Source organism: Inquilinus ginsengisoli (assembly GCF_031453975.1).
Classification (GTDB): Bacteria; Pseudomonadota; Alphaproteobacteria; order DSM-16000; family Inquilinaceae; genus Inquilinus; species Inquilinus ginsengisoli_A.
Genome location: NZ_JAVDPW010000010.1, coordinates 66,306 through 88,763 on the forward strand (window position 1 = coordinate 66,306; position 22,458 = coordinate 88,763).

The following is a 22,458-nucleotide window of genomic DNA, read 5'->3' on the forward strand; positions in this document are numbered from 1 at the left end:
GTCAGGAGACGCGGACCTGCATCTGGATCGGCCCGTCGGCGCGGCCATGCACGAACTGGTCGACATAGGGGTTGCCGGGATCATCCACCTTTTCCGCACGATCGGCCCAGATGATCCGGCCTTCGTAGATCATGGCGATGCGGTCGGCGATCTTGCGGGCGCTGGCCATGTCGTGGGTGATCGACAGGGTGGTGGCGCCCAGGTCGCGACGGCACTTCACGATCAGGTCGTTGATCACGTCGGCCATGATCGGGTCGAGGCCGGTGGTCGGCTCGTCGAAGAAGATGATCTCGGGTTCGGCGGCGATGGCACGGGCCAGGCCGACGCGCTTCTGCATGCCGCCCGACAGTTCGGCCGGGAACAGCATGGCGACGTCGGGGCCGAGGCCGACCTGGGCCAGCTTGCTGACGGCGATGTCCTTGGCCGCCTTGCGCGCCACGCCGCGGCCCTGGATCAGGCCGAAGGCCACGTTCTCCCAGACCGGCAGGCTGTCGAACAGGGCGGCGCCCTGGAACAGCATGCCGAAGCGGTTCATCAGCGCCACCCGGTCGGAACCTGAGAGGCGGCTGGTTTCGACGCCGTCGATCAGGATGCGGCCCTTGTCCGGCCGGATCAGGCCGAGGATCGACTTCAGCAGCACCGACTTGCCGGTGCCGGAGCCGCCGATCACGACCAGGGATTCGCCGGCCGCGATCTCCAGGTCTATGCCGCACAGCACCTGCTTCGGGCCGAAGGCCTTGGTGACGCCCTCGAGCCGGATCTTGGGGGTGGTGGTGGTCATCGCCGCATTACCCCACGAACAGCCCGGTGATCATGAAGTCGAACAGCAGGATCAGGATGGAGGAGGAGACCACCGCGTTGGTGGTGGCCGCGCCCACGCCCTGCGCGCCGCCGCGCGAGTTGTAGCCGTGATAGCTGCCCATCAGCGCCACGACGAAGCCGAACACCGCGGCCTTGACCAGGCTGAGGACGACGTCTTCGACTTCGAGAGCCTGCCAGGTCGAAACCATATAGGCCGAGGGGTTGGCGTCCAGCCGGTAGACGCTGATCAGGAAGCCGCCGAACACGCCGATGATGTCGGCGACGATGACCAGGCAGGGCAGCATCAGCAGGCCGGCGATCAGCCGTGGTGCCACCAGGTACTTGTACGGGTTGGTCGACAGGGTGCTCAGCGCGTCGATCTGCTCGGTCACCCGCATGGTGCCGATCTCGGCGGCCATCGAGGCGCCGATGCGGCCGGCGACCATCAGACCGGCCAGCACCGGCCCCAGCTCGCGCACCACCGACAGGAGGACGACGCTGGCGCCGAAGCCGCCGGCGCCGAATCGGCTGAATCCCGCCTGGGTCTGTAGCGCCAGCACCATGCCGGTGAACAGCGCCGTCAGCCCGACCACCGGCAGCGAGTAGTAGCCGATATCGACGATCTGGCGCCCGAACAGCCGGGGATAGAAGGGCGGCCGGACGCACTGCACCAGCCCGTTCGCGGCGAACAGGGCGAGGCGTCCGATGGCGGCCAGGAAAGCGAGGAAGGCCCGGCCGATCGCGGCGAGGAAGTTCATAAGGCGCCGCCGACATAGTGCCGGGCGTAGCGCCGGCCGAGGCTGGTCAGGATCTCATAGCCGATGGTCCCGGCGCTCGCGGCCAACCGCTCGGGCGGCAGGTCCGGGCCGATGATCTCGGCCAGGGCGCCAGGCACCGCCAATGGTTCGGGAATGTGGGTCACGTCCACCGTGATCAGATCCATCGAGATGCGGCCGGTGATCGGCGCGGTGAAGCCTGCGATGCGCACGGCGCCCCTGTCACCCGAGGCGCGGAGAACGCCATCGGCATAGCCCACGGCGATCGTCGCGATCCGGCCGGGACCCTCCACGCGGTGGGCCGCACCGTATCCAACGGTCATGGGGGTGTCAACGCGGCGGGTCTGCAGGATCCGGGCCTGCAGCCGCACCACCCCCATCATGGGGTTCGGCCGGTCCGGCGTGGGGTTGATGCCGTAGAGGGCTGCGCCGGGCCGGGTCAGGTCGCCCAGGAAGTCTGGACCGAGGAAGATGCCGGATGAGTTGGCGATGCTGACCGGCGCCGGCGGCAGCCTGGCGACGGCCTGGCGGAACCGCTGCAACTGGGCCCGGTTCATCGGGTTCCCAGTCTCCTCGGCGCAGGCGAGGTGGGTCATCCAGGTGATGGGCGTGATGCCGGACAGCGCGGACGGGTCGCTGGCCAGCCGGTCCTGGTCCTCCGGCGCCAGGCCGAGGCGGTTCATGCCGCTGTCGAGATGGACGAAGCCGGGCAGGGTGGTGCCCAGCGCCGCGGCATGGGCGGCCCAGGCCGCGATCTCCCCCGGGTCATTCAGCGCCGGGACCAGGCGATGGGCGCTGTACTCCGCCGCATGGGTTGGCAGCAGGCCGTTGAGGACGACGATGCGGGGTTCGGTGAGCACCGCCCGAAGGGCGATGCCTTCTTCCAGATGCGCGACGAAGAAGCTGCGGGCGCCGGCGGCGGCCAGGGCCTGGCCGACCTGGGCGGCGCCGAGGCCGTAGCCGTCGGCCTTGAGCACGGCGCCGCATTCCGCCGGCGTGCCCTGTGCCGAAAGCCGGCGCCAGTTCTCGGCGACGGCGTCGAGGTCGATGGTCAGGAGGGCGCCGGCCCGGCCCAGCGCCGCATCCTCACTGGTCATCAAAGCTGGGGTCGGTCTGCAGGTTCGAGAACTTGGTGTACTGGCCCTCGAAATGCAGGCGCCGCGTGCCGGTCGGGCCGTGGCGCTGCTTGGCGACGATGACCTCGGCGACGTTGTGGACCCGGTCCATCGCCGCCATCCAGTCCTGGTGCTCCGGCGTGCCCTCGGGTGGCTCGCCCTTCGACAGGTAGTAGGCCTCGCGATAGACGAACATGACCACGTCGGCGTCCTGCTCGATCGAGCCGGATTCGCGAAGGTCGGACAGCTGCGGCCGCTTGTCCTCGCGGTTCTCGACCTGGCGCGACAGCTGGGACAGGGCGATCACCGGGATGCTCAGATCCTTGGCCAGGATCTTCAGGCCGCGGGTGATCTCGGAGATCTCCTGCACCCGGTTCTCGTTCTTCTTGGTCGATCCGGCGCTCATCAGCTGGATGTAGTCGACCACCAGCATGCCGAGATTGTGCTGCCGTTTCAGTCGCAAGGCGCGCGTTCTTAAGGTGCTGATCGAGACGCCGGCGGTGTCGTCGACGAAGAACGGGGTCTGCCGGATCAGGTTGGCGGCCTCGACCACGCGCGGGAAGTCCGCCCGCTTCATATCGCCCTTGCGGATCTTCTCCGACGGGATCTCGGCGACCTCGGACAGGATACGGACGGCGAGCTGGTCGGACGACATTTCCATCGAGAAGAAGCCGACCACGGCGCCTTCCTTGCCGTTCTTGCGCAGGTAGGCGGTGGCGGCGTTGAAGGCCATGTTGGTGGCCAGCGCGGTCTTGCCCATGCCCGGGCGGCCGGCCAGCACGATCAGGTCCGACGGCTGCAGGCCGCCCATCATCTTGTCGATCTCGGCCAGGCCGGTGGTCACGCCGGTCAGCGGCGTGTCGCGCTCCAGCGCCTTGCCGGCGGCCTCGACCGCGCGGGCCAGGATGTCGCCGAACGGCTCGAAATCCTTGCGCAGCACGCCGGAGCTGGAGAGGCGGTACAGCTTCTCCTCGCCCTCTTGGATCTGGGCCGGGCCGTCCTGCTCGTTGTCGAGCTTGTAGGCGTCGTTGACGATCTCCTCGCCGGCGAGGATCAGCTGACGCCGCAGCGACAGGTCGTAGATGGTCTGGGCGTAGTCCTCGGCATTCATCACCGAGACCACGCTGGCCGCCAGGTCGGTCAGGTACTGGGCGCCGCCGACGCCCTCCAGCTCGTTGTCGGTCTCGAAATACTGCTTCAGGCTGATCGGGTCGGCGACCCGGTTCAGCTCGGCGAGTCGCATCGCGGCGCCATAGATCCGGCCATGCGCGGGCACGTAGAAATGCTCGGGCCGCAGGAAGTCCGAGGCCTTCTCCAGCGCGGCGTTGTTGGCGAGGATGGCGCCCAGCAGCGCCTGTTCGGCTTCCTCGTTCGCCGGCATCCGGCGGTAGTTCGGGCTCGCCATCGGGTCGGCGCTGTGAACGAGGGTGAGGGGGGCGTCGGGGCGCGATTTCTCCATAGGCCCACCCTACCCCAGCCGGGCGGGGCATCGCCAGAACCACCGGCCCGTCATCCTGTGGATAGCGGGATCAAATGTGCACAGATCTGTGGACAACCGGAATTCCGATGTCAAATCAGGGTGTTGTCGTCTTGATAGCGGCGCCCGGGCTGCCGGCCTGCAGTCGCTTCGCGGCGCCGTCCATGATCACCTTCGCCAGGCTGTCGTAATCGCCGTCGAAATGGTGGCCGCCGGTGGTCTTGATGATCTCGGTACCGGCCATGGCGGGGTTCGGGCACACCGTGTCGTCCTCCTCCTCGCCGTAGAAGCACTGGATGCGGGCGGGGTCGATCGATTTGAGCTCCGGCAGCACCGGCGGCGCGTCGTCGTCGGCGCTGACGCCCAGCCAGCCGGTGACGCGGATCTCGAAATCGGTGCGTTCGGCGAGGCCGAGCAGGCTCAGCTGCGTGACCTTGGCCTTCTCCGCCGCCGGCAGCCGGTTGAAGGCGAAGGGCAGCACATTGGCGCCGAAGGAATAGCCGATCAGCACCACGTGCTGGGCGCCCCAGGCCTTGGTGTAGTGGTCGATGATATGGGCCAGGTCCTTGGCCGTCTGGTCCGGCGTCCGCTGGCTCCAGAAATAGCGCAGGCTGTCGACGCCGACCGCCGAAACCCCAGACTTCTGAAGGGCTTCGCCGATGGTCTTGTCGAGATCCTGCCAGCCGCCGTCACCGGAATAGATGATGGCGAGGGTGGGCGAGGGGCCGGCGGCCTGCAGCTCCTCCAGCGGCAGGCTGCTGACCGCCGCGCTGTCGGGGTCGGTCGCCTTCGCGTCCTGGGGCAGCATCGCCGTCACCCGGTCGGCCAGGGACGAGCCCTTGTCCAGCGTCACGACCTCGCCGCCCGACGCCGTGGCGAAGGCGGACACCGCAGGGTCCGGCTGCTCGAGGCCGACGCGCCACCAGCCGGGGATATGGGGCTGCGAGCCGTAGGTGAAGCCGCCGCCCGGGGCCGGCGTCGCTGCAGGCAGGTCGTTGGGGCCGGAGCACAGCGGCAGCTTGGTCTGCACCGCCGGCATCGCGCCGATGCTGGCGCCGCCCTGGATCGTGGTCTTCGCCGCCGCCTGGGCGACCGCGACATAGGCCATGGTCGCGCCCTGGCCGGTGCCGACCACGATCGGGGCGCGGTAGGTGCTGAACTTGTATTCGCGCTCCAGCCGCTGGCTCAGATCCTCGAAATCGCCGGCCGGGGAATGGCAGTCGGTGTCGTCGTTCTTGTCCAGCCCGGCGAGGTAGCTCTTGAGGTCGACGCCGACGACGAAGGCGCCGGTGGCCTGCAACTGCTCCGCGGCGGTTTCGAACTCGGGCGTCCAGCCGGTGGCGTCAGACAGCAGGAAGACCATGGCGCCGGGCTGGTCCGCCGGCTGCCACAGTCGGATCGAGCCGAGGTCGCCGCCATCATAGTTCCGCGGCGGCGTGGCCGAGGCGCGCTCGGCCGGCAGGAACCAGGTCGCCGCGACCACGGCGACGCCCGCCGCCACACCCGCTGCGGCGGCCACAAGCCAGGATCGTCTCATCGTGCGACCAGCCCCTTGATCCCGCCGCCGATCAGCGCCGCGATGTCGGAGATGGCGAGGGCCGGGGCCAGTCCGCTCGGCGTCGCCAGGTAGCGCGGCTCCCACACCGGGTCGAACTTCTGCTTGAAGGCGCGCAGCCCCTCGAAATTGTAGAAGCGCGCGCCGCTGCGATAGACGAAGCGGCCGATGCGATGCCACAGCGGCGCCATCGGGTGCGAATCCATGCCTGAGAGCGGCGCCATGCCGAGGCTGAGCGTCTCGTACCCGGCCCCTTGGAAATGCACGATCAGCTTGGTGATCAGGTATTCCATGACCAGGCGCGAGGTCGCCTCGGTGTGGCGCATCAGGTCGATCGCCACCTCGGCGGTCTCATCCGTCGTCATCAGGCTGGCGAAGGCGACGAGGCGGCCATTCTCGCGGATCAGCGCCAGCGTCGAGCCCTGGACGTAATCGGGGCCGAAGGCGCCGAGCGAGAACTTCTTCTCGCGCGCCGCCTGCTTGGTCAGCCAGGCGTCGGACACGGCGGCCAGCTCGCTGATCAGCGGCATCCCGGCGCCGGCCGGCACGATCTCGAAGGTCAGTCCGTCCTTCTCGCCGCGGGTCAGGGCGTAGCGCAGGGCCTTCTTGCGGCCGCCGCCCTCCAGGGTGAAGCCACGCAGCGGGATCCGCGCCTCCTCGCCCAGCTTCGACAGGGTCATGCCGGTGTCGAGGTAGAGCGGCAGGGTCTCGGCGCGCACGGCGTAGTAGGCCGGGCGGCCGCTGCTGGCCTCGGTCATCTCGCGGAAGCGCCAGATCAGCTCGGGCCAGTCTTCACGGGCGCCGACCGGGTCGCCCAGCGCGGCCCAGGTGCGGCCCTGGATGGCATACATCAGGAAGGCCTTGCCGCTGTCGGAGAACAGGATCGCCTTGTCGCCCATGCGCACCAGGTTGGCCTCGGCCCGAGGCTGCTGCCGCAGGATCTGCTCGGCCCGGAACAGCTCTGCCGCGGTCGGCGCCACCGCCCGGCCGCGATGGGCGCGGACCAGGTGCCACAGCCCGTACAGCGTGGCCAGCAGGCTGACCACCACCATGGCGCGAAGGGCGCGCGACGCCTCCTCATGGATCTCGAAGGTCCACCACAGGTCGTTGGCGTAGGCGACGTGGCGGAAGGAGAAGAAGGTCAGCCAGGCCATGCCGCCGACCACGCTGCCCAGGGCGACCAGCCAGCCCGGCGTCATCGGCTGCTCGAACAGGGCGGAGCGGCGCCAGAACTCCTGCCGGCAGGGCAGCATGATCACCAGGCACAGGAGCAGCAGCAGCGCCTCGCGCCAGGCGAAGCCCTTGCCCAGCGCCAGCACCGCGCTGGCGCCGAGCAGCGCCAGGGTCAGCCAGTAAGCGGCGATCAGGCGTCGGAACAGACCCCAGGCCACGACCAGCAGCGCCAGCCCGACCACGCTGGCCAGCAGGTGCGACAGCTCGACCACGGCGACCGGCAGGGTCTCCAGAATCTCGAAGCGGCTCTTCAGCGTCGGCGTCGCCGCCGAGATCAGCAGCAGGGTGCCGATGACGAAGACCAGCGCCGCCATCAGCGACGGCATCAGCCGGCCGGCGACGTCGAGCGTCAGCCGGGTGGGGACGTGGGTCTGCAGCTGTCGGACGCCGCGGGCCGCCTCGGCGCCCGCCAGGATGCCGACCGCCAGGATCACCGGGATCAGGAAATAGACCGCGCGGTAGATCACCAGCGCGGCGGCGATGGCCGACGGCGGCAGCACCGAGCCGAGGCCGAGCAGCATCACCGTCTCGAACACGCCGACGCCGCCCGGGACATGGCTGACGATGCCGGCCACGGTGGCGACCACGAACACGACGAAGAAGGCGCTGAAGGACACGCTGCCATGGGGCAGCAGCACCCAGAAGGCGAAGCCGGCGAACAGCAGCTCGACGGCGGAGATCAGCAGTTGGCCGGAGGCGATGCCGAAGCTGGGCAGCGCAATCCGCCCGAACAGCGGCTGGTCGGGGCGGCGGCGGGCGCACAGCAGCAGGAACCAGGCGGCCCCGGCCAGCACCGCGACCGCACCCGCCGTGACCCAGGCGGTGCGGATACCCAGCGCCTGGGTCACCAGATGCGGCTGCAGCAGCAGCGCCGTGGCACCGACCGTGGTGATGCCGAAGCCGAAGGCGAGGGCGCAGAACCCGGCGATCCGGGCGATGTCGGCGAAATCCAGCCCGGTGGCGGTGTAGACGCGGTAGCGGACCGAACTGGCAGTGACCAGCCCGCCGATGGTGTTGCCGACGGCGTAGCCGCAGAAGCTGGCCAGCGCCATGGTGCGGAACGGTACCTTGGCGCCGACATAGCGCAGCGCCGACCAGTCATAGCCGATCAGGGCGGTGAAGCTGCCGATGGTGCCGACCAGGGTCAGCAGCACGGCGGACCAGCGCAGGCCCCGGATCTGGACCACCAGGTCATGCCACTTCATCGTCTCCAGCTGGTGCCGGATGGCATAGGCCGCGCCGGCGAACAGCAGCAGGGTGACGATGGTCAGCAGGGCCGGCTTCAGGCGCTGGTGCATGGGCCGACTCACAGAGCCGCCGGCGACGGCCGGCATTTCGGCAGTGGGAAGGGAGACCGCCTGCGGCTGTGCCGTGGACATGGACTTGAGGACTCGATCGGATCGGAAGCCCGGACGCTAACCCTGTCCGACCTCCGGATCACGTTAAGAGTTTGCAACCCGGGTGTTAGATTACCGTCATTCCGCCGAACAGGATGCCGCGGATGGCGGTCCTACAAATGAAAAAGCGCGGATCCGAAGATCCGCGCCATTCCACAGCAAGGATAGATGGGGCCGATTACGCGGCCTCACCCTCCGTGTCGACATCTTCGGCCTCGGTCGCGATGCGGCCGGCCTCGGCAGCAGCGGCCGCCTCGGCGGCTTCTTCCTCGTCTTCGAGCAAGGACGCCGAGACCATGCCGCCACGCGCACGCTGCATCTCGGCCTCTTCGGCCGAACGGGCGACGTTCACGGTGACGGTGACGCTGACCTCGGGGTGCAGCCGCAGCCGGACCTTCTCAAGACCCAGGGTCTTGATCGGGTGCTCGATCGCGACCTGGCTCCGATCGACGCTGTAGCCGTCCGTGGTCAGGGACTCCGCGATGTCGCGGGCCGACACCGAACCGTACAGCTGGCCGCTGTCGCCGGCCTGGCGGATGACGACGATCTGGACGTCGTTCATGCGCCCGGCCACCTTCTCGGCCTCGGCCTTGAGCTCGAGGTTGTTCGCCTCGATCTGGACGCGCTGCTTCTCGAACACGGCGAGGTTCGCCTTGGTCGCGCGCAGCGCCTTCTTCTGCGGCAGGAGGTAGTTGCGGGCGAAGCCGGGCTTCACCTTCACCACGTCGCCGATCTGGCCGAGTTTCTCGACCCGCTCCAGCAGGATGATTTCCATCGGATCCTCCCCTTACTTCACGATGTAGGGCAGGAGGCCGAGGAACCGCGCGCGCTTGATGGCGCGGGCCAGCTCACGCTGCTTCTTGGCGGACACCGCGGTGATGCGGCTCGGGACGATCTTGCCGCGCTCGGAGATGAAACGGCCGAGCAGCTTGGTGTCTTTGTAGTCGATCTTCGGCGCGTTGGCGCCGGAGAACGGGCAGGTCTTCCGACGACGGAAGAACGGACGCCGTGCACCCATCGCACTCATGCCGGAACTCCTTCACCACCCTCGGGGCGGTCGCCGCCGAAGCCACGGTCGCGGCGGCCGTCACGGTCGCCACCACGGGTGTCGCGGTCACCACCGCGGCCCTCGCGGTCGCCACGGCCATCACGGTCGCGGCCGTCGCGGTCACGGCTGGCCCGGCTCTGCATCATCGCGGACGGGCCTTCCTCGAGGGCGTCCATGCGCAGGGTCAGGGTGCGCAGCACGTCTTCGTTGATGCCCATCAGGCGCTCCATCTCGGCCACGGCGGCCGACGGGGCGTCGATGTTCAGCAGGACGTAGTGGCCCTTGCGGTTCTTCTTGATCCGGTAGGCGAAGCTCTTCAGGCCCCAATACTCGGTCTTGGTGACCTTGCCGCCATTCTCGGTGATGATGGTGGTGAAGCCCTCGGTCAGGGCCTCCACCTGCGTGGCGGAAACATCCTGCCGCGCGATGTACACGCTCTCGTATAGTGGCATGGTAACTCCTTGTGGCTGTTCCCGGCATGGCGCTGTGCGGCGAACCGCCAGCCGCCCATACCAAAGCCGACCGCTATGCCCAGCGGCCGGCAAGGAGCATTGACGAAGCCGCGCACTATACGGATGGCGGCCCGAAGATCAAGCTCCATCGCGCCCAGCCGTGTCGATCGCGCTTGACTTGCAGTCGCGACACTCTATGACCTGCGGCCCTCATCGCGATGCGGGGGCGGGGCCATGACGCGCGCTTTCATCTTCCCGGGACAGGGAAGCCAATCGATCGGAATGGGCAAGGCGCTGGCCGATGGGTCGGCCGCCGCCCGGGACGTCTTCGCCGAGGTCGACGCGGCGCTGGGCGAGAAACTGTCCGAGCTGATGTTCGCCGGCGACATCGCCACCCTGACCCTGACCGAGAACGCCCAGCCGGCGCTGATGGCGGCTTCGGTCGCCGCCGCCCGCACGGTGGCGGAGCGGACCGGCCGGTCGATCGCCGACCTCGCCGGCTTCGTCGCGGGCCACAGCCTCGGGGAATATTCGGCCCTGGCCGCGGCCGGGGCGATCAGCGTCGCCGACGCGGCGCGGCTGCTGCGGCTGCGCGGCCTGGCGATGCAGAAGGCGGTGCCGGTCGGCGTCGGCGCCATGGCGGCGCTGCTGGGCCTCGACCTCGAGCAGGCCCGCGACGTCGCCACTCGGGCGACGACCCTGGAGTCGATCTGCGCCACGGCCAACGACAATGCGGTCGGCCAGGTCGTGGTTAGCGGCCACAAGGAAGCGGTCGAGCGCGCGATCGCGCTGGCGGCCGAACTCGGCGCCAAGCGCAGCATCCTGCTGCCGGTCAGCGCCCCTTTCCACTGCCCGCTGATGGCGCCGGCCGCCGAGGCGATGCGCGCGGCGCTGGCCGAGGTCGAGATCAAGGCGCCGGCCGTGCCGGTGATCGCCAACGTCACCGCGGCGCCGGTCACGGCACCCGACGAGATCCGCCGCCTGCTGGTCGATCAGGTGACCGGAACCGTGCGCTGGCGCGAAAGCGTGCTTTACATGAAATCCGCGGGCGTGCAGGAACTGGTCGAACTGGGGGCGGGCAAGGTCCTGGCCGGCCTCGCCAAGCGCATCGATCGCGACCTCGCCGCGGTGTCGCTGCAGACGCCCGAGGAGATCGATGCCTGGGTGGCCGGCATCGGGGCAGCCTGATCCGGGCGCGTGAAGGGGTTGAGGGAGTGAGCATGTTCGATCTGAACGGCAAGTCGGCGCTCGTCACCGGCGCCTCGGGCGACATCGGCCGGGCGATCGCGACCCTGCTGCACGCCCAGGGGGCGACCGTGGCACTGTCCGGCACCAAGGTCGAGAAGCTCGAGGCGCTGGCCAAGGCGCTGGGCGACCGCGCCCATGTGGTTCCCGGCGACCTGTCGAGCGCCGAGGGCGCCGAATCGGTGTCCAAGGCGGCCGAGGCCGCGACCGGCGGCATCGACATCCTGGTCAACAATGCCGGCCTGACCCGCGACGGCCTGGCGATGCGGATGAAGGACGAGGATTTCGAGACCGTCCTCGACGTCAACCTAGTCTCCGGCTTCCGCCTGGCCCGCGCCGCGCTGCGCGGCATGATGAAGCGCCGCTGGGGCCGGATCGTGTCGATCACCTCGATCGTCGGCCACACCGGCAATCCGGGCCAGGTCAACTACGCCGCCTCCAAGGCCGGCATGACCGGGATGACCAAGGCGCTGGCGCAGGAAGTCGCCAGCCGCGGCATCACCGTCAACTGCGTCGCCCCGGGCTTCGTCGCCAGCGCCATGACCGATGCGCTGAACGACGAGCAGAAGGCGCGGATCGCGACCACCATCCCGATGGCGCGGATGGGCGAGCCGGCCGAGATTGCGTCGGCGGTGCTGTACCTGGCCAGCCTCGAGGCGGCCTACGTCACCGGCCAGACGATCCATGTGAATGGCGGCATGGCAATGTATTGACATCGCCCGGCCCGGGCGCGGCCATAGGCTTGGCCATGCCCGATCAGGTGTGTTATGTGACCGCGGGTCCTACGGGGCGGTCACTAGCGGGGGTCATGCTGCGGAAACCTGCCCCGTTCCGCTCTCTTGAAAGGTAGAACGAATGAGCGACATCGCCGAGCGCGTTAAGAAGATTGTTGTCGAGCATCTCGGCGTCGAAGAAGGCAAGGTCACCGAATCGGCCAGCTTCATCGACGACCTCGGCGCCGACAGCCTCGACACCGTCGAGCTGGTCATGGCGTTCGAAGAGGAGTTCGGCTGCGAGATTCCGGACGACGCGGCCGAGAAGATCCTCACGGTCAAGGACGCGATCAGCTTCATCGAGCAGCATTCGGCCGGCTGATCGCACGCCCTTGTCACCCGTTCCGCTGCACAACCGGATGAAATGATGCGACGTGTCGTAATCACCGGCATGGGGATGGTCACGCCTCTCGGTGCCGGTGTGAAGACCAACTGGGACCGGCTGATCGCCGGGCAGTCCGGCATCGGGGCGATCACCGCCTTCGAGGTCGCGGACCTGCCGGCGCGCGTGGCCGGCATGGTGCCGCGTGGCACCGGGCCCGGTGACTTCGACGTCGACAGCGCGGTCCCGCCCAAGGACCAGCGCAAGAACGACGTCTTCATCCATTACGCGATCGCCGCGGCCAACGAGGCGATCGCGAATTCCGGTTGGCAGCCCCCGGATGACGAGGCGCGCGAGCGCACCGGCGTCATGATCGGGTCGGGCATCGGCGGCCTGCAATGGATCGCCGAAGGCTCGCTGACGCTGGAGCAGAAGGGGCCGCGCCGGATCTCTCCCTTCTTCATCCCGGCGGCGCTGATCAACCTGGCCTCCGGCCAGGTCTCGATCCAGCACGGCTTCCGCGGTCCGAACCATGCCGTGGTCACGGCCTGCTCGACCGGCGCGCACGCGATCGGCGACGCGGCGCGGCTGATCATGTGGGACGATGCCGACGTCATGGTGGCGGGCGGGGCGGAGGCGGCGGTGTGCCGGCTCGGGCTCGCCGGCTTCGCCGCGGCGCGGGCGCTGTCCACGGCCTATAACGAGACCCCCGACCGGGCCTCGCGCCCCTATGACAAGGGTCGCGACGGCTTCGTCATGGGCGAGGGCGCCGGCGTCGTCGTGCTCGAGGAGCTCGAGCACGCCAAGGCGCGCGGCGCCACCATCTATGCCGAGGTGGTGGGCTACGGCCTGTCGGGCGACGCCCACCACATCACCGCCCCGCCGGAAGACGGCAATGGCGGCTTCCGGGCGATGACGGCGGCGCTGAAGCGGGCTGGCCTGACCCCATCCGACATCGACTACGTCAACGCCCACGGCACCTCGACGCCGCTCGGCGACGAGATCGAGCTCGGCGCGGTCAAGCGCCTGTTCGGCAACGCCATCGAGACCGTCTCGATGTCCTCCACCAAATCGGCGATCGGCCATCTGCTCGGTGCGGCCGGCGCGGTCGAGGCGATCTATTCGGTGCTGGCGATCAACCACGACGTGGTGCCGCCGACGCTGAATCTGGAGGACCCGTCCGACAGCTGCCTCGGCGTCGACCTGGTGCCGAAGCAGGCCAAGGAGCGGCCGGTGCGGGCCGCCCTGTCGAACAGCTTCGGCTTCGGCGGCACCAACGCGTCGCTGGTCTTCCGCGAGCACGCCTGAACGCATGCTACGGGCTCTTGCCCGCGCTCTCGCCATCCTGGCGGTGCTGGCCGCCGTCATCGGCGGGGCCGTGGGCTATTTCCTCCATGCCTACCGCGCGCCGGGGCCACTGACCGCCCCGGCGACGCTGGTGGTCGAGCGCGGCAGCGGGCTGTCGGTGATCGCGGCGCAGCTCGAAGCGGCCGGTGTGGTCTCCAACCGCTGGGTATTCCTGGCCGGCAGCGTGCTGGACGGCGGTGACCGCAGCCTCAAGGCGGGCGAATACGCCTTCCCGGCCGGGATCTCGCCGGCGGAGGCCACGGACCTGCTGGCCCGTGGCAGCAACGTCTCGCACAAGATCACCATCGCCGAGGGCCTGACCTCGACCGAGATCGTGGCCCTGCTCGACGCCGAGCCGCTGCTGACCGGCGAGGTCGGCGACACGCCGGCCGAAGGCTCGCTGCTGCCGGAGACCTACCAGTTCATCCGCGGCGACAGCCGGGCAAGGGTGGTCGAGCGCATGCGCAAGGCGATGCGGCAGGAGGTCGACGCGCTGTGGTCGAAGCGCACCAACGGCCTGCCGATCAGGAGCGCGCAGGAGGCGGTGACGCTGGCCTCGATCGTGGAGAAGGAGACCGGCGTGGCGGCGGAGCGGCCGATGGTCGCCAGCGTGTTCCTGAACCGGTTGCAGGCTGGCATGCCGCTGCAGTCCGACCCCACGGTGATCTACGGCCTGACCAACGGCAAGAAGCCGCTGGGGCGGGCACTGACCCGGGCCGACTGGAAGCTCGATTCGCCCTACAACACCTATGTCGTCCAGGGCCTGCCGCCGGGCCCGATCGCCAATCCCGGGCGCGACGCACTTGCCGCAGTGCTCAAGCCGGCCGTCACGGGCTATTATTACTTCGTAGCCGATGGGTCGGGTGGACATGCCTTCGCTCGGACGCTTGAGGAACATAATCGCAACGTCGCCGAATGGCAGAAGCGACGGCACGCAACCGAGCCGAATTCCGACGACACGGCTCCGGAGACCGGGGACAGCACGCCTTGAACGGTAACGGTAAAGACGAGCCGCATCTGTTGCACACGATCCGCGGCGTCCTGGTGCCGATCCACCCGGCCGGCTATCCGTTCATCGGGGTGTTCGCCGTGGCGACGGTGATCCTGTTCCTGATCTGGGAACCGCTGGGCTGGCTCGGCGTGGTCGCGACCGCCTGGTGCGTCTACTTCTTCCGCCATCCGCCGCGGGTGACGCCGAACCGCCCCGACCTGGTGGTGGCGCCGGCCGATGGCCGGGTGCAGATGGTGGTGCGGGCGACGCCGCCGGTCGAACTCGGCCTCGGCGACCGGCCGCTGACCCGGATCAGCATCTTCCTCGACGTGTTCAACGTGCATGTGAACCGGATCCCGGCCGACGGCGCGGTGATGGACGTCAAGTACCGCCCCGGCAAGTTCTTCAGCGCCAACCTGGAGAAGGCGAGCGAGGAGAACGAGCGCTGCGCCGTGTCGCTGCGCCTGCCCGACGGCCGCGCCCTGGTGTTCGTGCAGATCGCGGGGCTGGTCGCCCGGCGCATCATCTGCGACCTGTCGCCTGGCCAGCCGGTGGTCGCCGGCGAGACCTACGGGTTGATCCGCTTCGGCAGCCGCACCGACATCTACCTGCCGGACGGGGTCGAGGCCCTGGTCTGCGTCGGCCAGACCATGGTCGGCGGCGAGACCGTGCTGGCCGACCTGGCCGTCGCCGCCGTCACCCCGCTCGCCCTGGCCCGATGACCGCGCCCGAGCCCCGGCCCTACCGCCGCCCGTTCCGCCGCCGGCCCGTCGTCCGCATCCGCGGCCTGACGATCAACCGGCTGCTGCCGAACATCCTGACCACGCTCGCGCTGTGCGCCGGGCTGACCGCGATCCGCTACGCCATCCAGGGGCGCTGGGAGCAGGCGGTGACCGCGATCCTGGTGGCGGCGGTGCTGGACGGGCTGGACGGCCGCGTCGCCCGGCTGCTGCGCGGGTCCAGCAAGTTCGGGGCCGAGCTGGACAGCCTGGCCGACATCGTCAGCTTCGGCGTCAGCCCGGCGATCATCCTCTACCTCTGGATGATGCAGGGGGCCGGCAGCTTCGGCTGGCTCGCGGTGATGGCCTATGCCGTCTGCGCCGCGCTGCGGCTGGCCCGGTTCAACACCGCGCTTGACGACGCCGACAGCCTGCCGCCCTTCGCCTACAACTACTTCACCGGCGTGCCGGTGCCGGCCGGGGCGATCCTGATCCTGATGCCGCTGATGATCAGCTTCGAATTCGCGCCGGGATTCTGGGCCGCGCCGGTGCTGGTCGGGGTGTGGACGGTGTTCGTGGCGCTGCTGCTGGTCAGCCGGATCCCGACGTTCTCGATGAAGGTGGTGCGGATCCCGCAGGAGTACATCGTGCCGGTGCTGGTCGGGGTCGGGCTGGTGGCCACGCTGCTGGTCACCGCCACCTGGCCGACGCTGGTCGCGCTCGGCCTGATCTATGTCGGCAGCATCCTGTTCAGCATCCGCCGCTACGCCCATCTCAAGCGCCAGGCGGCGCTGATGATGGGGGTCGAGGACGATGCGCCGGACGTCGACCCGGAGCCGCCGGCGGACCAGCCGCCTTCGGCCCCGTCGCCGGTCTGACCGGCCGGGGCCCGGTCAGCCGATCGCGGCGTAGGCCAGCAGCAGCAGGGCGAAGGTGGTCGCCACCCAGCCGACGATGGTCGCGATCTCGCGGATCAGGTCGAAGGGGCTCTCGATTTCGTCGTCGTCATGGATCAGATGCATGGTGGTCGCGCTTTCGATCGGAAGATCGCCTGACGCCACAATGCACGTCCGATCGTGATCCCACCGTGACGGCGGTCACAGCCTGACGAAGCGGCGCATCGCGGCGTCGACCCAGCCGGTCGGCAGCGCCGCCACCAGCCGCATCCCGGCATGGATCGGCCAGGGGAAGGCGATCAGCGGCCGGCCGCGGTCGAGGCCGCGCCGGATCGCCGCCACCGCGTCCCCGACCTCCATCAGCATCGGCATGGGGAAGGCGGCGCCAGCGGTCAGCGGCGTCCGCACGAAACCGGGGCAGATCACCGAAACCCGAATGCCGCGCGGCCGCAGCTCCATCCGGATCGCCTCGCCATAGACCCGGACCGCGGCCTTCGAGGCGGTATAGGCGCCCATGCCAGGCACGCCGCGGAAGCCGGCGAGGGAACTCATCAGCGCGATCTGGCCGGCTCGGCGCGCCACCATGCGCGGCCGGATCGGGTCGACCGTGTTCAGCACGCCGTCGAGGTTGACCGCGAAGACCCGCCGGGCGATCGCCGTCTTGTCGGTGCCCTCCGCGCCAGCTGGGCCGATGCCGGCATTGGCGATGACGAGGTCGAGCGGCCCGGCCTCGTCGGCCGCCACCACCGCCGCCGCCATCGCCGCCCGGTCGGTGACGTCGATCGCCACCGTCTCGGCGGTGGCGCCGAGGGCCTGCACCGATATCGCCACCGCCTCCAGCCGCGCCGCATCGCGGCCGAACAGGACGAGCCGCACGCCCGGGCCGGCATAGGCCCTGGCCAGCCCGGCGCCGAGCCCGCTCGAGGCGCCGGTGATCAGGATGTTCGCCGGCGCCGTCATGGCGTTCTCCTTGTTGGCGATCGGGACGCCCGGTATAAGCCGGCTATGATTAACCTGCATCTCTCACCCTCCTTGTGTCCTGCGCCGGTTCAAAATGCCGGCAGGGCAGGAGAGCGGCGCAGCGCGATGCAGCGCATCGCGCAAGCCGTTCGACGCCCCCTGCCGGCATTTTCAACCGGCCCGGAGGGTCGCCTTGCGGCGGCCGCCTGCGGGCGCGGGCCGCTCGACCGTATAGTCCGATACGCTCTTCGCGTCCCACCCCCGCATCCGACTCGCCGCAAGGCGACGCAGGACACAAGGAGGGTGAGAGGTGCAGGTTAGCGATAAGACCGCCACGGCCCAGCTATCCAGCATGACCGGCTTCGCCCGCAGGGAGGGCGGCGTCGACGGGCTGTCCTGGGTGTGGGAGGCGCGCAGCGTCAACGGCAAGTCGCTGGACCTCCGCCTGCGCACCCCGACCGGCTTCGAGCGGCTGGAGGCCGCGGCCCGGATCGAGCTGGCCAAGCGCTTCCGGCGCGGCAACGTCACCCTCAACCTGTCGCTCGGCCGGGTCGAGACCGCGTCCCAGCTGCGCATCAACCGCGAGGTGCTGGACCGGCTGATCGCGCTGGTGCGGGAGCTGAACGGCCCCGCCGCCCCGATCCAGGTCGACACGCTGCTGGGCATCCGCGGCGTGGTCGAGACCGGCGAGGGCAACACCGCCGAGCTGAACAGCGCGGTCGAGGCCGAGGCGGCAGCGGCGATCGTGCCGCTGCTCGACGATCTCCTGTCCACAAGGCTGGAAGAGGGCGAGCGGCTGCGCGGCGTGCTGGCCGGCCAGGTCGACCACATCGCCCAGCTCGTCGGCCAGGCCCGCGGCAGCGCCGCGACGCAGCCGGAAGCGCTGCGGGCGCGGCTGAAGGCCCAGCTCGACCTGCTGCTGGAGTCGCGGCCGCCGCTGGCCGAGGACCGGCTGGCGCAGGAGGTGGCGCTGCTGGTCGGCCGCTGCGACGTGCGCGAGGAGCTGGACCGGCTGGATGCCCATATCGGCCAGGCGCGCGGCATGCTCGCGGATGGCGCCGGCGTCGGGCGCCGGCTCGACTTCCTGTGCCAGGAGTTCAACCGCGAGGCCAACACGCTGTGCTCGAAGGCGGCGGATGTGGCGCTGACCCGCATCGGCCTCGACCTCAAGGCCGTGATCGAACAGTTCCGCGAGCAGATCCAGAACATCGAATGACCAACATCCCTCGACGCGGCCTCATGCTGGTCCTGTCCTCGCCCTCAGGCGCCGGCAAGACCTCGATCACCCGTGCGGTGCTGGCGCAGGACCCGAACCTGACGATCTCGGTGTCGGTCACCACCCGGGCGCAGCGTCCGGGCGAGATCGACGGCACGCATTACCACTTTATCGACCAGGCGACCTTCGACGCCATGGTCCGCGACGACGCGCTGCTGGAATACGCCCGGGTCTTCGGCAATTCCTACGGCACGCCGCGCGCTCCGGTCGAGGCGGCGTTGGCCGCCGGCCGTGACGTGATCTTCGACATCGACTGGCAGGGCACGCAACAGCTGCACCAGCGGGTGCGCGACGACCTGGTCGGCGTCTTCGTCCTGCCGCCGACGGTGGATGACCTTGAGAAGCGTCTGCGCGTCCGAGCCCAGGACAGCGACGCGGTGATCGCCAGCCGCATGGCCAAGGCGTCGGACGAGATGAGCCACTGGCCGGAATACGACTACGCCATCGTCAATGACGACCTCGCCACCAGCATCGCCCAGATCCAGGCGATCCTGACGGCCGAACGCCTGCGCCGCAGCCGCCAGACCGGCCTGCCGGCCTTCGTCCGGGCGCTGCAGGCGAAGCTTTAGGTCAGCCCTGGCGCGCTGCCACCGCCCTGGCGAGGCGGACGAAGCCGGCGACGTCGATCTCCTCGGCCCGGGCGGTCGGCGACAGCTGGGCCTCGGCCAGCAAGGCCTCGGCGTCGCCCAGGCTGCGCAGGCTGGCGCGCAGCATCTTGCGGCGCTGGCCGAAGGCGGCGGCCGTCACCGCCTCCATCACCGCGAAGGGCACGTCCTCGCGACCCTGGCGCGGGCGCAGCTGGACCACGGTCGAATCGACCTTGGGCGGCGGCGTGAAAGCGCGGGCGGGCAGGGTCAGCAATGGGTCGACCTCGGCGCGCCACTGGGCGATCACCGACAGCCGGCCATAGGCGTGGCTGCGCGGGGCGGCAACGATCCGGTCGGCCACCTCCTTCTGGAACATCAGCGTCAGCGACCGGAACTCGTCGATGTGCCGCAGCCAGCCGATCAGCAGCGGCGTCGCCACATTGTAGGGCAGGTTGGCAATGACGGCGCGTGGCGCCGGCACCAGGGCCAGGATGTCGGTCTTCAGCGCATCCGCCTCGACCACGCGCAGCTTGCCGCCGCCGATCGCCGCCAGCTCCTCGAGCGCCGGCAGGAAACGGCGATCGCGCTCGATCACGGTAATGCTGGCGGCGGGCGCGGCCAGCAGGGCGCGGGTCAGGCCGCCCGGGCCGGGGCCGATCTCGACCACGTTCGCCCCGCCGAGGTCGCCGGCCTCGCGCACGATCCGGGCGGTGACGTTGAGGTCGAGCAGGAAGTTCTGGCCCAGCGACTTCTTCGCCGCCAGGCCGTGCTGCGCGATGACCTCGCGCAGCGGCGGCAGGGCGGCGATGGCACTGCGCAACGCGTCAGCGCCGCGCGCGGCTTGGTCGGAGGGGCTCAGAGCCGGATGTCGATGTAGGCGTTGCCGCGCAGGTCGCGCAGCAGCCGGCGCTGCATCATGTCGATCCGCTGCTCGGCCAGGCCGGCGCGAATCTGGTCGCGGTCGATGCCGTCGCCGCCGGCGTCGGCGCGCGAGCAGACCATCATCACGGCGACGCCGTCCGACACCCGCATCGGCGGGCTGACCTGGCCGTCGGCCAGGCCGCTGACCACTTGGCGCATGCCCTGGGGCAGGCGGCTGAGCAGGACATCGCCGAGATCCGGATTGGCGGTCACGCCGAGTTCCTTGACCTTGGTGCGGAAGGCCTCGCAACCGGAGATGTCCTTGAAGTCGTTGCGCATCTGGCCAACCACGGTGTCGACCCGATTGGCCGGCGCGGTCGACGGCACCGGCACCACGATCTGGTTCAGGCGAACCTTGACGCCGGTGGCGGTCTGGGCGTTGACCACCCGCTTGTCGCGCACCAGCAGGATGTTGTAGCCGCCGAGGGTGCGGATCGGGTCCGAGACCTGGCCCTGGGTCATGCCGCCGAGAACCTGGTCCAGCGCCGGCTCCAGCTGCCCGGCCAGCACCCAGCCCATGTCGCCGCCGTTCTGCGCGCCGGCAGCCTGGCTGAACTGGCGCGCCACGGCGGGGAAGGGGGCGCCCTTGCGGACTTCCGAGACCAGGCGATCAGCCAGGGCCCTGACCTGGGCGTCGTTCGAATCCTGGTCGACCGCCAGGAAGATCGAGGCGACGAGGTATTGCGGCTTGCCCTGGTTGGCGCGCAGCCGTTCCACCACCTCGTCGATCTGGGTGTCGGAGACCTCGACCTGGGACACGAAGCGGCGCTGCACCAGCTGGCGCCAGGCGAGCTGGGCCCGCACCTGGTCCTCCAGCGCCGCCTGCGGCACGCCGGTGGATTTCAGCATCGTGAACAGCTGCTGCGTGCTGAGGTGATTCTGGCCGGCGATCGACGCCAGCGCCTTGTCGACATCCTGGGCGGGAACGGCGACGCCGGTGCGGCTGGCCTCCTGTCCCTGCAGCTTCTCGTCGATCAGCAGGCGCAGCACCTGGGGCAGCATCCGCTGCTGATTCTCCTGCGACGCCGGCAGGCCGCTGCTCATCAACGCCAACCGCAGGCGCAACTGCAGGTCGGTGACCGTGATCACGTCGTCGTTGACGACGGCGGCGATGGTGCCGACGGCGCTTGCCGCAGGCGCGGGAGCCGCACGGGTCTGCGCCAGGGCGGACGGCGCGGCGACCGAGACGAGGGCCAGGACCAGGGCGATGAACGGGGCCGACAGGCGACGGATCATGAGGGCTACACGGCCTCGCAGTTGAAAGGCGCAGATACAGCACGCGACTTTGGCCGACTCAAGGCAAAAGCGGCGGCAGGGCGGGGCAGCGGCGGCATCAGCCATCCTCGAGATGCAGCAGCGCCGCGATGCCGAACAGCATGGCGACGCCGGACGTGGCCCAGGCGGCCATCGGCACCGGCAGCGTCCCGGCGCGGCCGAGCGCCGCGACGATGTCGCCGAGCACGAAGATCGAGAAGCCGGTGACGATGGCGCCGACGATCATCAGCACCGTGTCGACCCGCCGGCCTGGCCGCAGGCTGAACGCCGCGGCGACCAGGATCATCGCCGCCATCAGCAGCGGCTGCGACAGCAGCGACTGGTAGGCGATGCGGTAGCGGGTCGAGGAGAAGCCGGTGGATTCGAGGTTGCGGACATAGTCCGGCAGGTCCCAGAACGAGATGGTCTGCTGCGAGGCGAAGCGCTCCTGGATCCCGTTGCGTGTCAGGTTGCTGGGCAGCGTGGTGCTGTCGACATGCTGCGGCGGCTCGTTGCCATCCATCACCCAGGCATCGGTGATCTGCCACTTGCCATCCTTGAGCCTGGCGCTGGCGCCGTCGATCCGGCCGCGATAGCTCTCATCCGGCTTCAGCAGCAGGAACATCGCGTTCTCGAGCTGGTCGCCATTGCCGCTGACCTTCTCGGCATGGATCACCGCGACGCCGTTCTCGTCCTTCTGCCGCAGCCAGAAGCCGGTCTTCGCCACCTTCATGATGTCGCCGGTGCCGCCGAGATAGTCGACGTCCAGGCGCTCGAAGCGTCCGTACATCGCCGCCGAGATCGGGTTGACCACGGTGATCTTGACCACCCCCAGCACCATCGCCGTCACGATCACCGGCGCCAGGAACTGCCAGGCCGACAGGCCGGCGGCGCGGGCCACCACCAGCTCGCGGCTGCGGGTCATGCGCCAGAAGGTCACCATCGCCGCGATCAGCACCGCGAAATGGAACAGGATCTCGATCGAGCTCGGCAGCTTGAACGCGGCCAGGGTGAAGGCCAGGCTCAGCGGAAGCTCCGGGATGGCGCTGACCTGGCGGACGAATTCGACGAACTCGAACACCGCGATCACCCCGCTCAGCACCAGCAGGACCGCTATGAACCAGAACAGGAACTGCCGCACGATATAGGCGTAGAAGGTGGGGGATCGGACCATGAGGCGTCGATTGGGCCTGTGAATGCAGGGGGCTCGGCGGATCTTCTACAGTAGTCGGGGCGCCGCGGCGACCGCCAACGAGGTCGCAGCCGGCCATGGGGCCCGTTGAACGGGTGACGATCGTGAAACCCGCTGTTAC

General features: G+C 69.5%; 23 protein-coding genes. 9 read left to right on the forward strand and 14 right to left on the reverse strand.

Annotated features, from left to right (window positions below; all coding sequences use genetic code 11):
* Window position 1: 1 nt before the first annotated feature.
* From E9232_RS26525 to rpsF, 9 genes are all read right to left on the reverse strand, one after another.
* Complete coding sequence (locus tag E9232_RS26525; RefSeq protein WP_309799218.1) at window positions 2–781, reverse strand: ABC transporter ATP-binding protein; 780 nt, start codon at window positions 779–781, stop codon at window positions 2–4.
* Between the two features lie 7 nt (window positions 782–788).
* Window positions 789–1,559 carry an MlaE family ABC transporter permease gene (locus E9232_RS26530; RefSeq protein WP_309799220.1) on the reverse strand — a complete coding sequence of 257 codons (771 nt, stop codon included), beginning with the start codon at window positions 1,557–1,559 and terminating at the stop codon, window positions 789–791.
* Window positions 1,556–2,674, reverse strand: a complete 1,119-nt coding sequence (gene alr / locus E9232_RS26535) for an alanine racemase (RefSeq protein ID WP_309799222.1) — start codon at window positions 2,672–2,674, stop codon at window positions 1,556–1,558. The genes E9232_RS26530 and alr overlap by 4 nt, the downstream gene beginning before the upstream one ends.
* Complete coding sequence (locus tag E9232_RS26540; RefSeq protein ID WP_309799224.1) at window positions 2,664–4,151, reverse strand: replicative DNA helicase; 1,488 nt, start codon at window positions 4,149–4,151, stop codon at window positions 2,664–2,666. The genes alr and E9232_RS26540 overlap by 11 nt, the downstream gene beginning before the upstream one ends.
* A gap of 115 nt (window positions 4,152–4,266) precedes the next feature.
* The gene (locus E9232_RS26545) at window positions 4,267–5,688 is read right to left on the reverse strand and encodes a virulence factor family protein (protein WP_309799226.1); all 1,422 of its coding nucleotides are present in this window, start codon (window positions 5,686–5,688) and stop codon (window positions 4,267–4,269) included.
* 14 nt (window positions 5,689–5,702) lie between these two features.
* Window positions 5,703–8,255, reverse strand: coding sequence for a bifunctional lysylphosphatidylglycerol flippase/synthetase MprF (gene mprF, locus E9232_RS26550; protein ID WP_309799228.1), 2,553 nt, complete (start codon window positions 8,253–8,255; stop codon window positions 5,703–5,705).
* Window positions 8,256–8,532: 277 nt separating this feature from the next.
* Window positions 8,533–9,129 (reverse strand): 50S ribosomal protein L9, encoded by a 597-nt coding sequence (gene rplI / locus E9232_RS26555; protein WP_309799230.1) that lies wholly within the window; start codon window positions 9,127–9,129, stop codon window positions 8,533–8,535.
* A gap of 12 nt (window positions 9,130–9,141) precedes the next feature.
* A complete protein-coding gene (gene rpsR, locus E9232_RS26560; RefSeq protein WP_306770208.1) occupies window positions 9,142–9,372 on the reverse strand; it encodes a 30S ribosomal protein S18 in 231 nt (76 codons plus the stop codon).
* Between the two features lie 5 nt (window positions 9,373–9,377).
* Entirely contained in the window at window positions 9,378–9,854 is a 477-nt protein-coding gene (gene rpsF / locus E9232_RS26565) for a 30S ribosomal protein S6 (RefSeq protein ID WP_309799237.1), read from the reverse strand.
* Window positions 9,855–10,088: 234 nt separating this feature from the next.
* On the opposite strand from rpsF, the gene fabD reads away from it, so the two are divergent.
* From fabD to pssA, 7 genes are all read left to right on the forward strand, one after another.
* Entirely contained in the window at window positions 10,089–11,042 is a 954-nt protein-coding gene (fabD, locus tag E9232_RS26570) for an ACP S-malonyltransferase (protein ID WP_309799238.1), read from the forward strand.
* Window positions 11,043–11,074: 32 nt separating this feature from the next.
* Complete coding sequence (gene fabG, locus E9232_RS26575; protein ID WP_309799239.1) at window positions 11,075–11,812, forward strand: 3-oxoacyl-[acyl-carrier-protein] reductase; 738 nt, start codon at window positions 11,075–11,077, stop codon at window positions 11,810–11,812.
* Between the two features lie 142 nt (window positions 11,813–11,954).
* Window positions 11,955–12,194 (forward strand): acyl carrier protein, encoded by a 240-nt coding sequence (locus E9232_RS26580; RefSeq protein ID WP_309799242.1) that lies wholly within the window; start codon window positions 11,955–11,957, stop codon window positions 12,192–12,194.
* A gap of 45 nt (window positions 12,195–12,239) precedes the next feature.
* A complete protein-coding gene (gene fabF / locus E9232_RS26585; RefSeq protein ID WP_309799244.1) occupies window positions 12,240–13,502 on the forward strand; it encodes a beta-ketoacyl-ACP synthase II in 1,263 nt (420 codons plus the stop codon).
* Between the two features lie 4 nt (window positions 13,503–13,506).
* Window positions 13,507–14,532, forward strand: coding sequence for an endolytic transglycosylase MltG (gene mltG / locus E9232_RS26590; protein WP_309799245.1), 1,026 nt, complete (start codon window positions 13,507–13,509; stop codon window positions 14,530–14,532).
* 29 nt (window positions 14,533–14,561) lie between these two features.
* Window positions 14,562–15,254: a phosphatidylserine decarboxylase gene (locus E9232_RS26595; RefSeq protein ID WP_374710651.1), complete on the forward strand. Its 693-nt coding sequence runs from the start codon at window positions 14,562–14,564 to the stop codon at window positions 15,252–15,254.
* Window positions 15,251–16,129 carry a CDP-diacylglycerol--serine O-phosphatidyltransferase gene (pssA, locus tag E9232_RS26600; protein ID WP_309799250.1) on the forward strand — a complete coding sequence of 293 codons (879 nt, stop codon included), beginning with the start codon at window positions 15,251–15,253 and terminating at the stop codon, window positions 16,127–16,129. The genes E9232_RS26595 and pssA overlap by 4 nt, the downstream gene beginning before the upstream one ends.
* Before the next feature lie 15 nt (window positions 16,130–16,144).
* On the opposite strand, the gene E9232_RS26605 is transcribed toward pssA, so the two are convergent.
* Together E9232_RS26605 and E9232_RS26610 are read right to left on the reverse strand one after the other, a co-directional pair.
* A complete protein-coding gene (locus E9232_RS26605) occupies window positions 16,145–16,312 on the reverse strand; it encodes a hypothetical protein (protein ID WP_309799252.1) in 168 nt (55 codons plus the stop codon).
* A gap of 36 nt (window positions 16,313–16,348) precedes the next feature.
* On the reverse strand, window positions 16,349–17,107 hold the full coding sequence (locus E9232_RS26610; RefSeq protein WP_309799254.1) for an SDR family NAD(P)-dependent oxidoreductase: 759 nt from the start codon (window positions 17,105–17,107) through the stop codon (window positions 16,349–16,351).
* Window positions 17,108–17,417: 310 nt separating this feature from the next.
* Here E9232_RS26610 and E9232_RS26615 point away from each other — a divergent pair, with 310 nt between their 5' ends.
* Window positions 17,418–18,323: a YicC/YloC family endoribonuclease gene (locus tag E9232_RS26615; protein WP_309799256.1), complete on the forward strand. Its 906-nt coding sequence runs from the start codon at window positions 17,418–17,420 to the stop codon at window positions 18,321–18,323.
* A complete protein-coding gene (gene gmk / locus E9232_RS26620; protein WP_309799257.1) occupies window positions 18,320–18,952 on the forward strand; it encodes a guanylate kinase in 633 nt (210 codons plus the stop codon). Before E9232_RS26615 ends, gmk begins: the two co-directional genes overlap by 4 nt.
* A gap of 1 nt (window position 18,953) precedes the next feature.
* On the opposite strand, the gene rsmA is transcribed toward gmk, so the two are convergent.
* From rsmA to lptG, 3 genes are all read right to left on the reverse strand, one after another.
* The gene (rsmA, locus tag E9232_RS26625; RefSeq protein WP_309799259.1) at window positions 18,954–19,790 is read right to left on the reverse strand and encodes a 16S rRNA (adenine(1518)-N(6)/adenine(1519)-N(6))-dimethyltransferase RsmA; all 837 of its coding nucleotides are present in this window, start codon (window positions 19,788–19,790) and stop codon (window positions 18,954–18,956) included.
* Between the two features lie 35 nt (window positions 19,791–19,825).
* Window positions 19,826–21,127 carry a peptidylprolyl isomerase gene (locus tag E9232_RS26630; protein WP_309799261.1) on the reverse strand — a complete coding sequence of 434 codons (1,302 nt, stop codon included), beginning with the start codon at window positions 21,125–21,127 and terminating at the stop codon, window positions 19,826–19,828.
* Between the two features lie 97 nt (window positions 21,128–21,224).
* Window positions 21,225–22,319, reverse strand: coding sequence for an LPS export ABC transporter permease LptG (gene lptG / locus E9232_RS26635; RefSeq protein ID WP_309799263.1), 1,095 nt, complete (start codon window positions 22,317–22,319; stop codon window positions 21,225–21,227).
* Window positions 22,320–22,458: the final 139 nt, after the last annotated feature.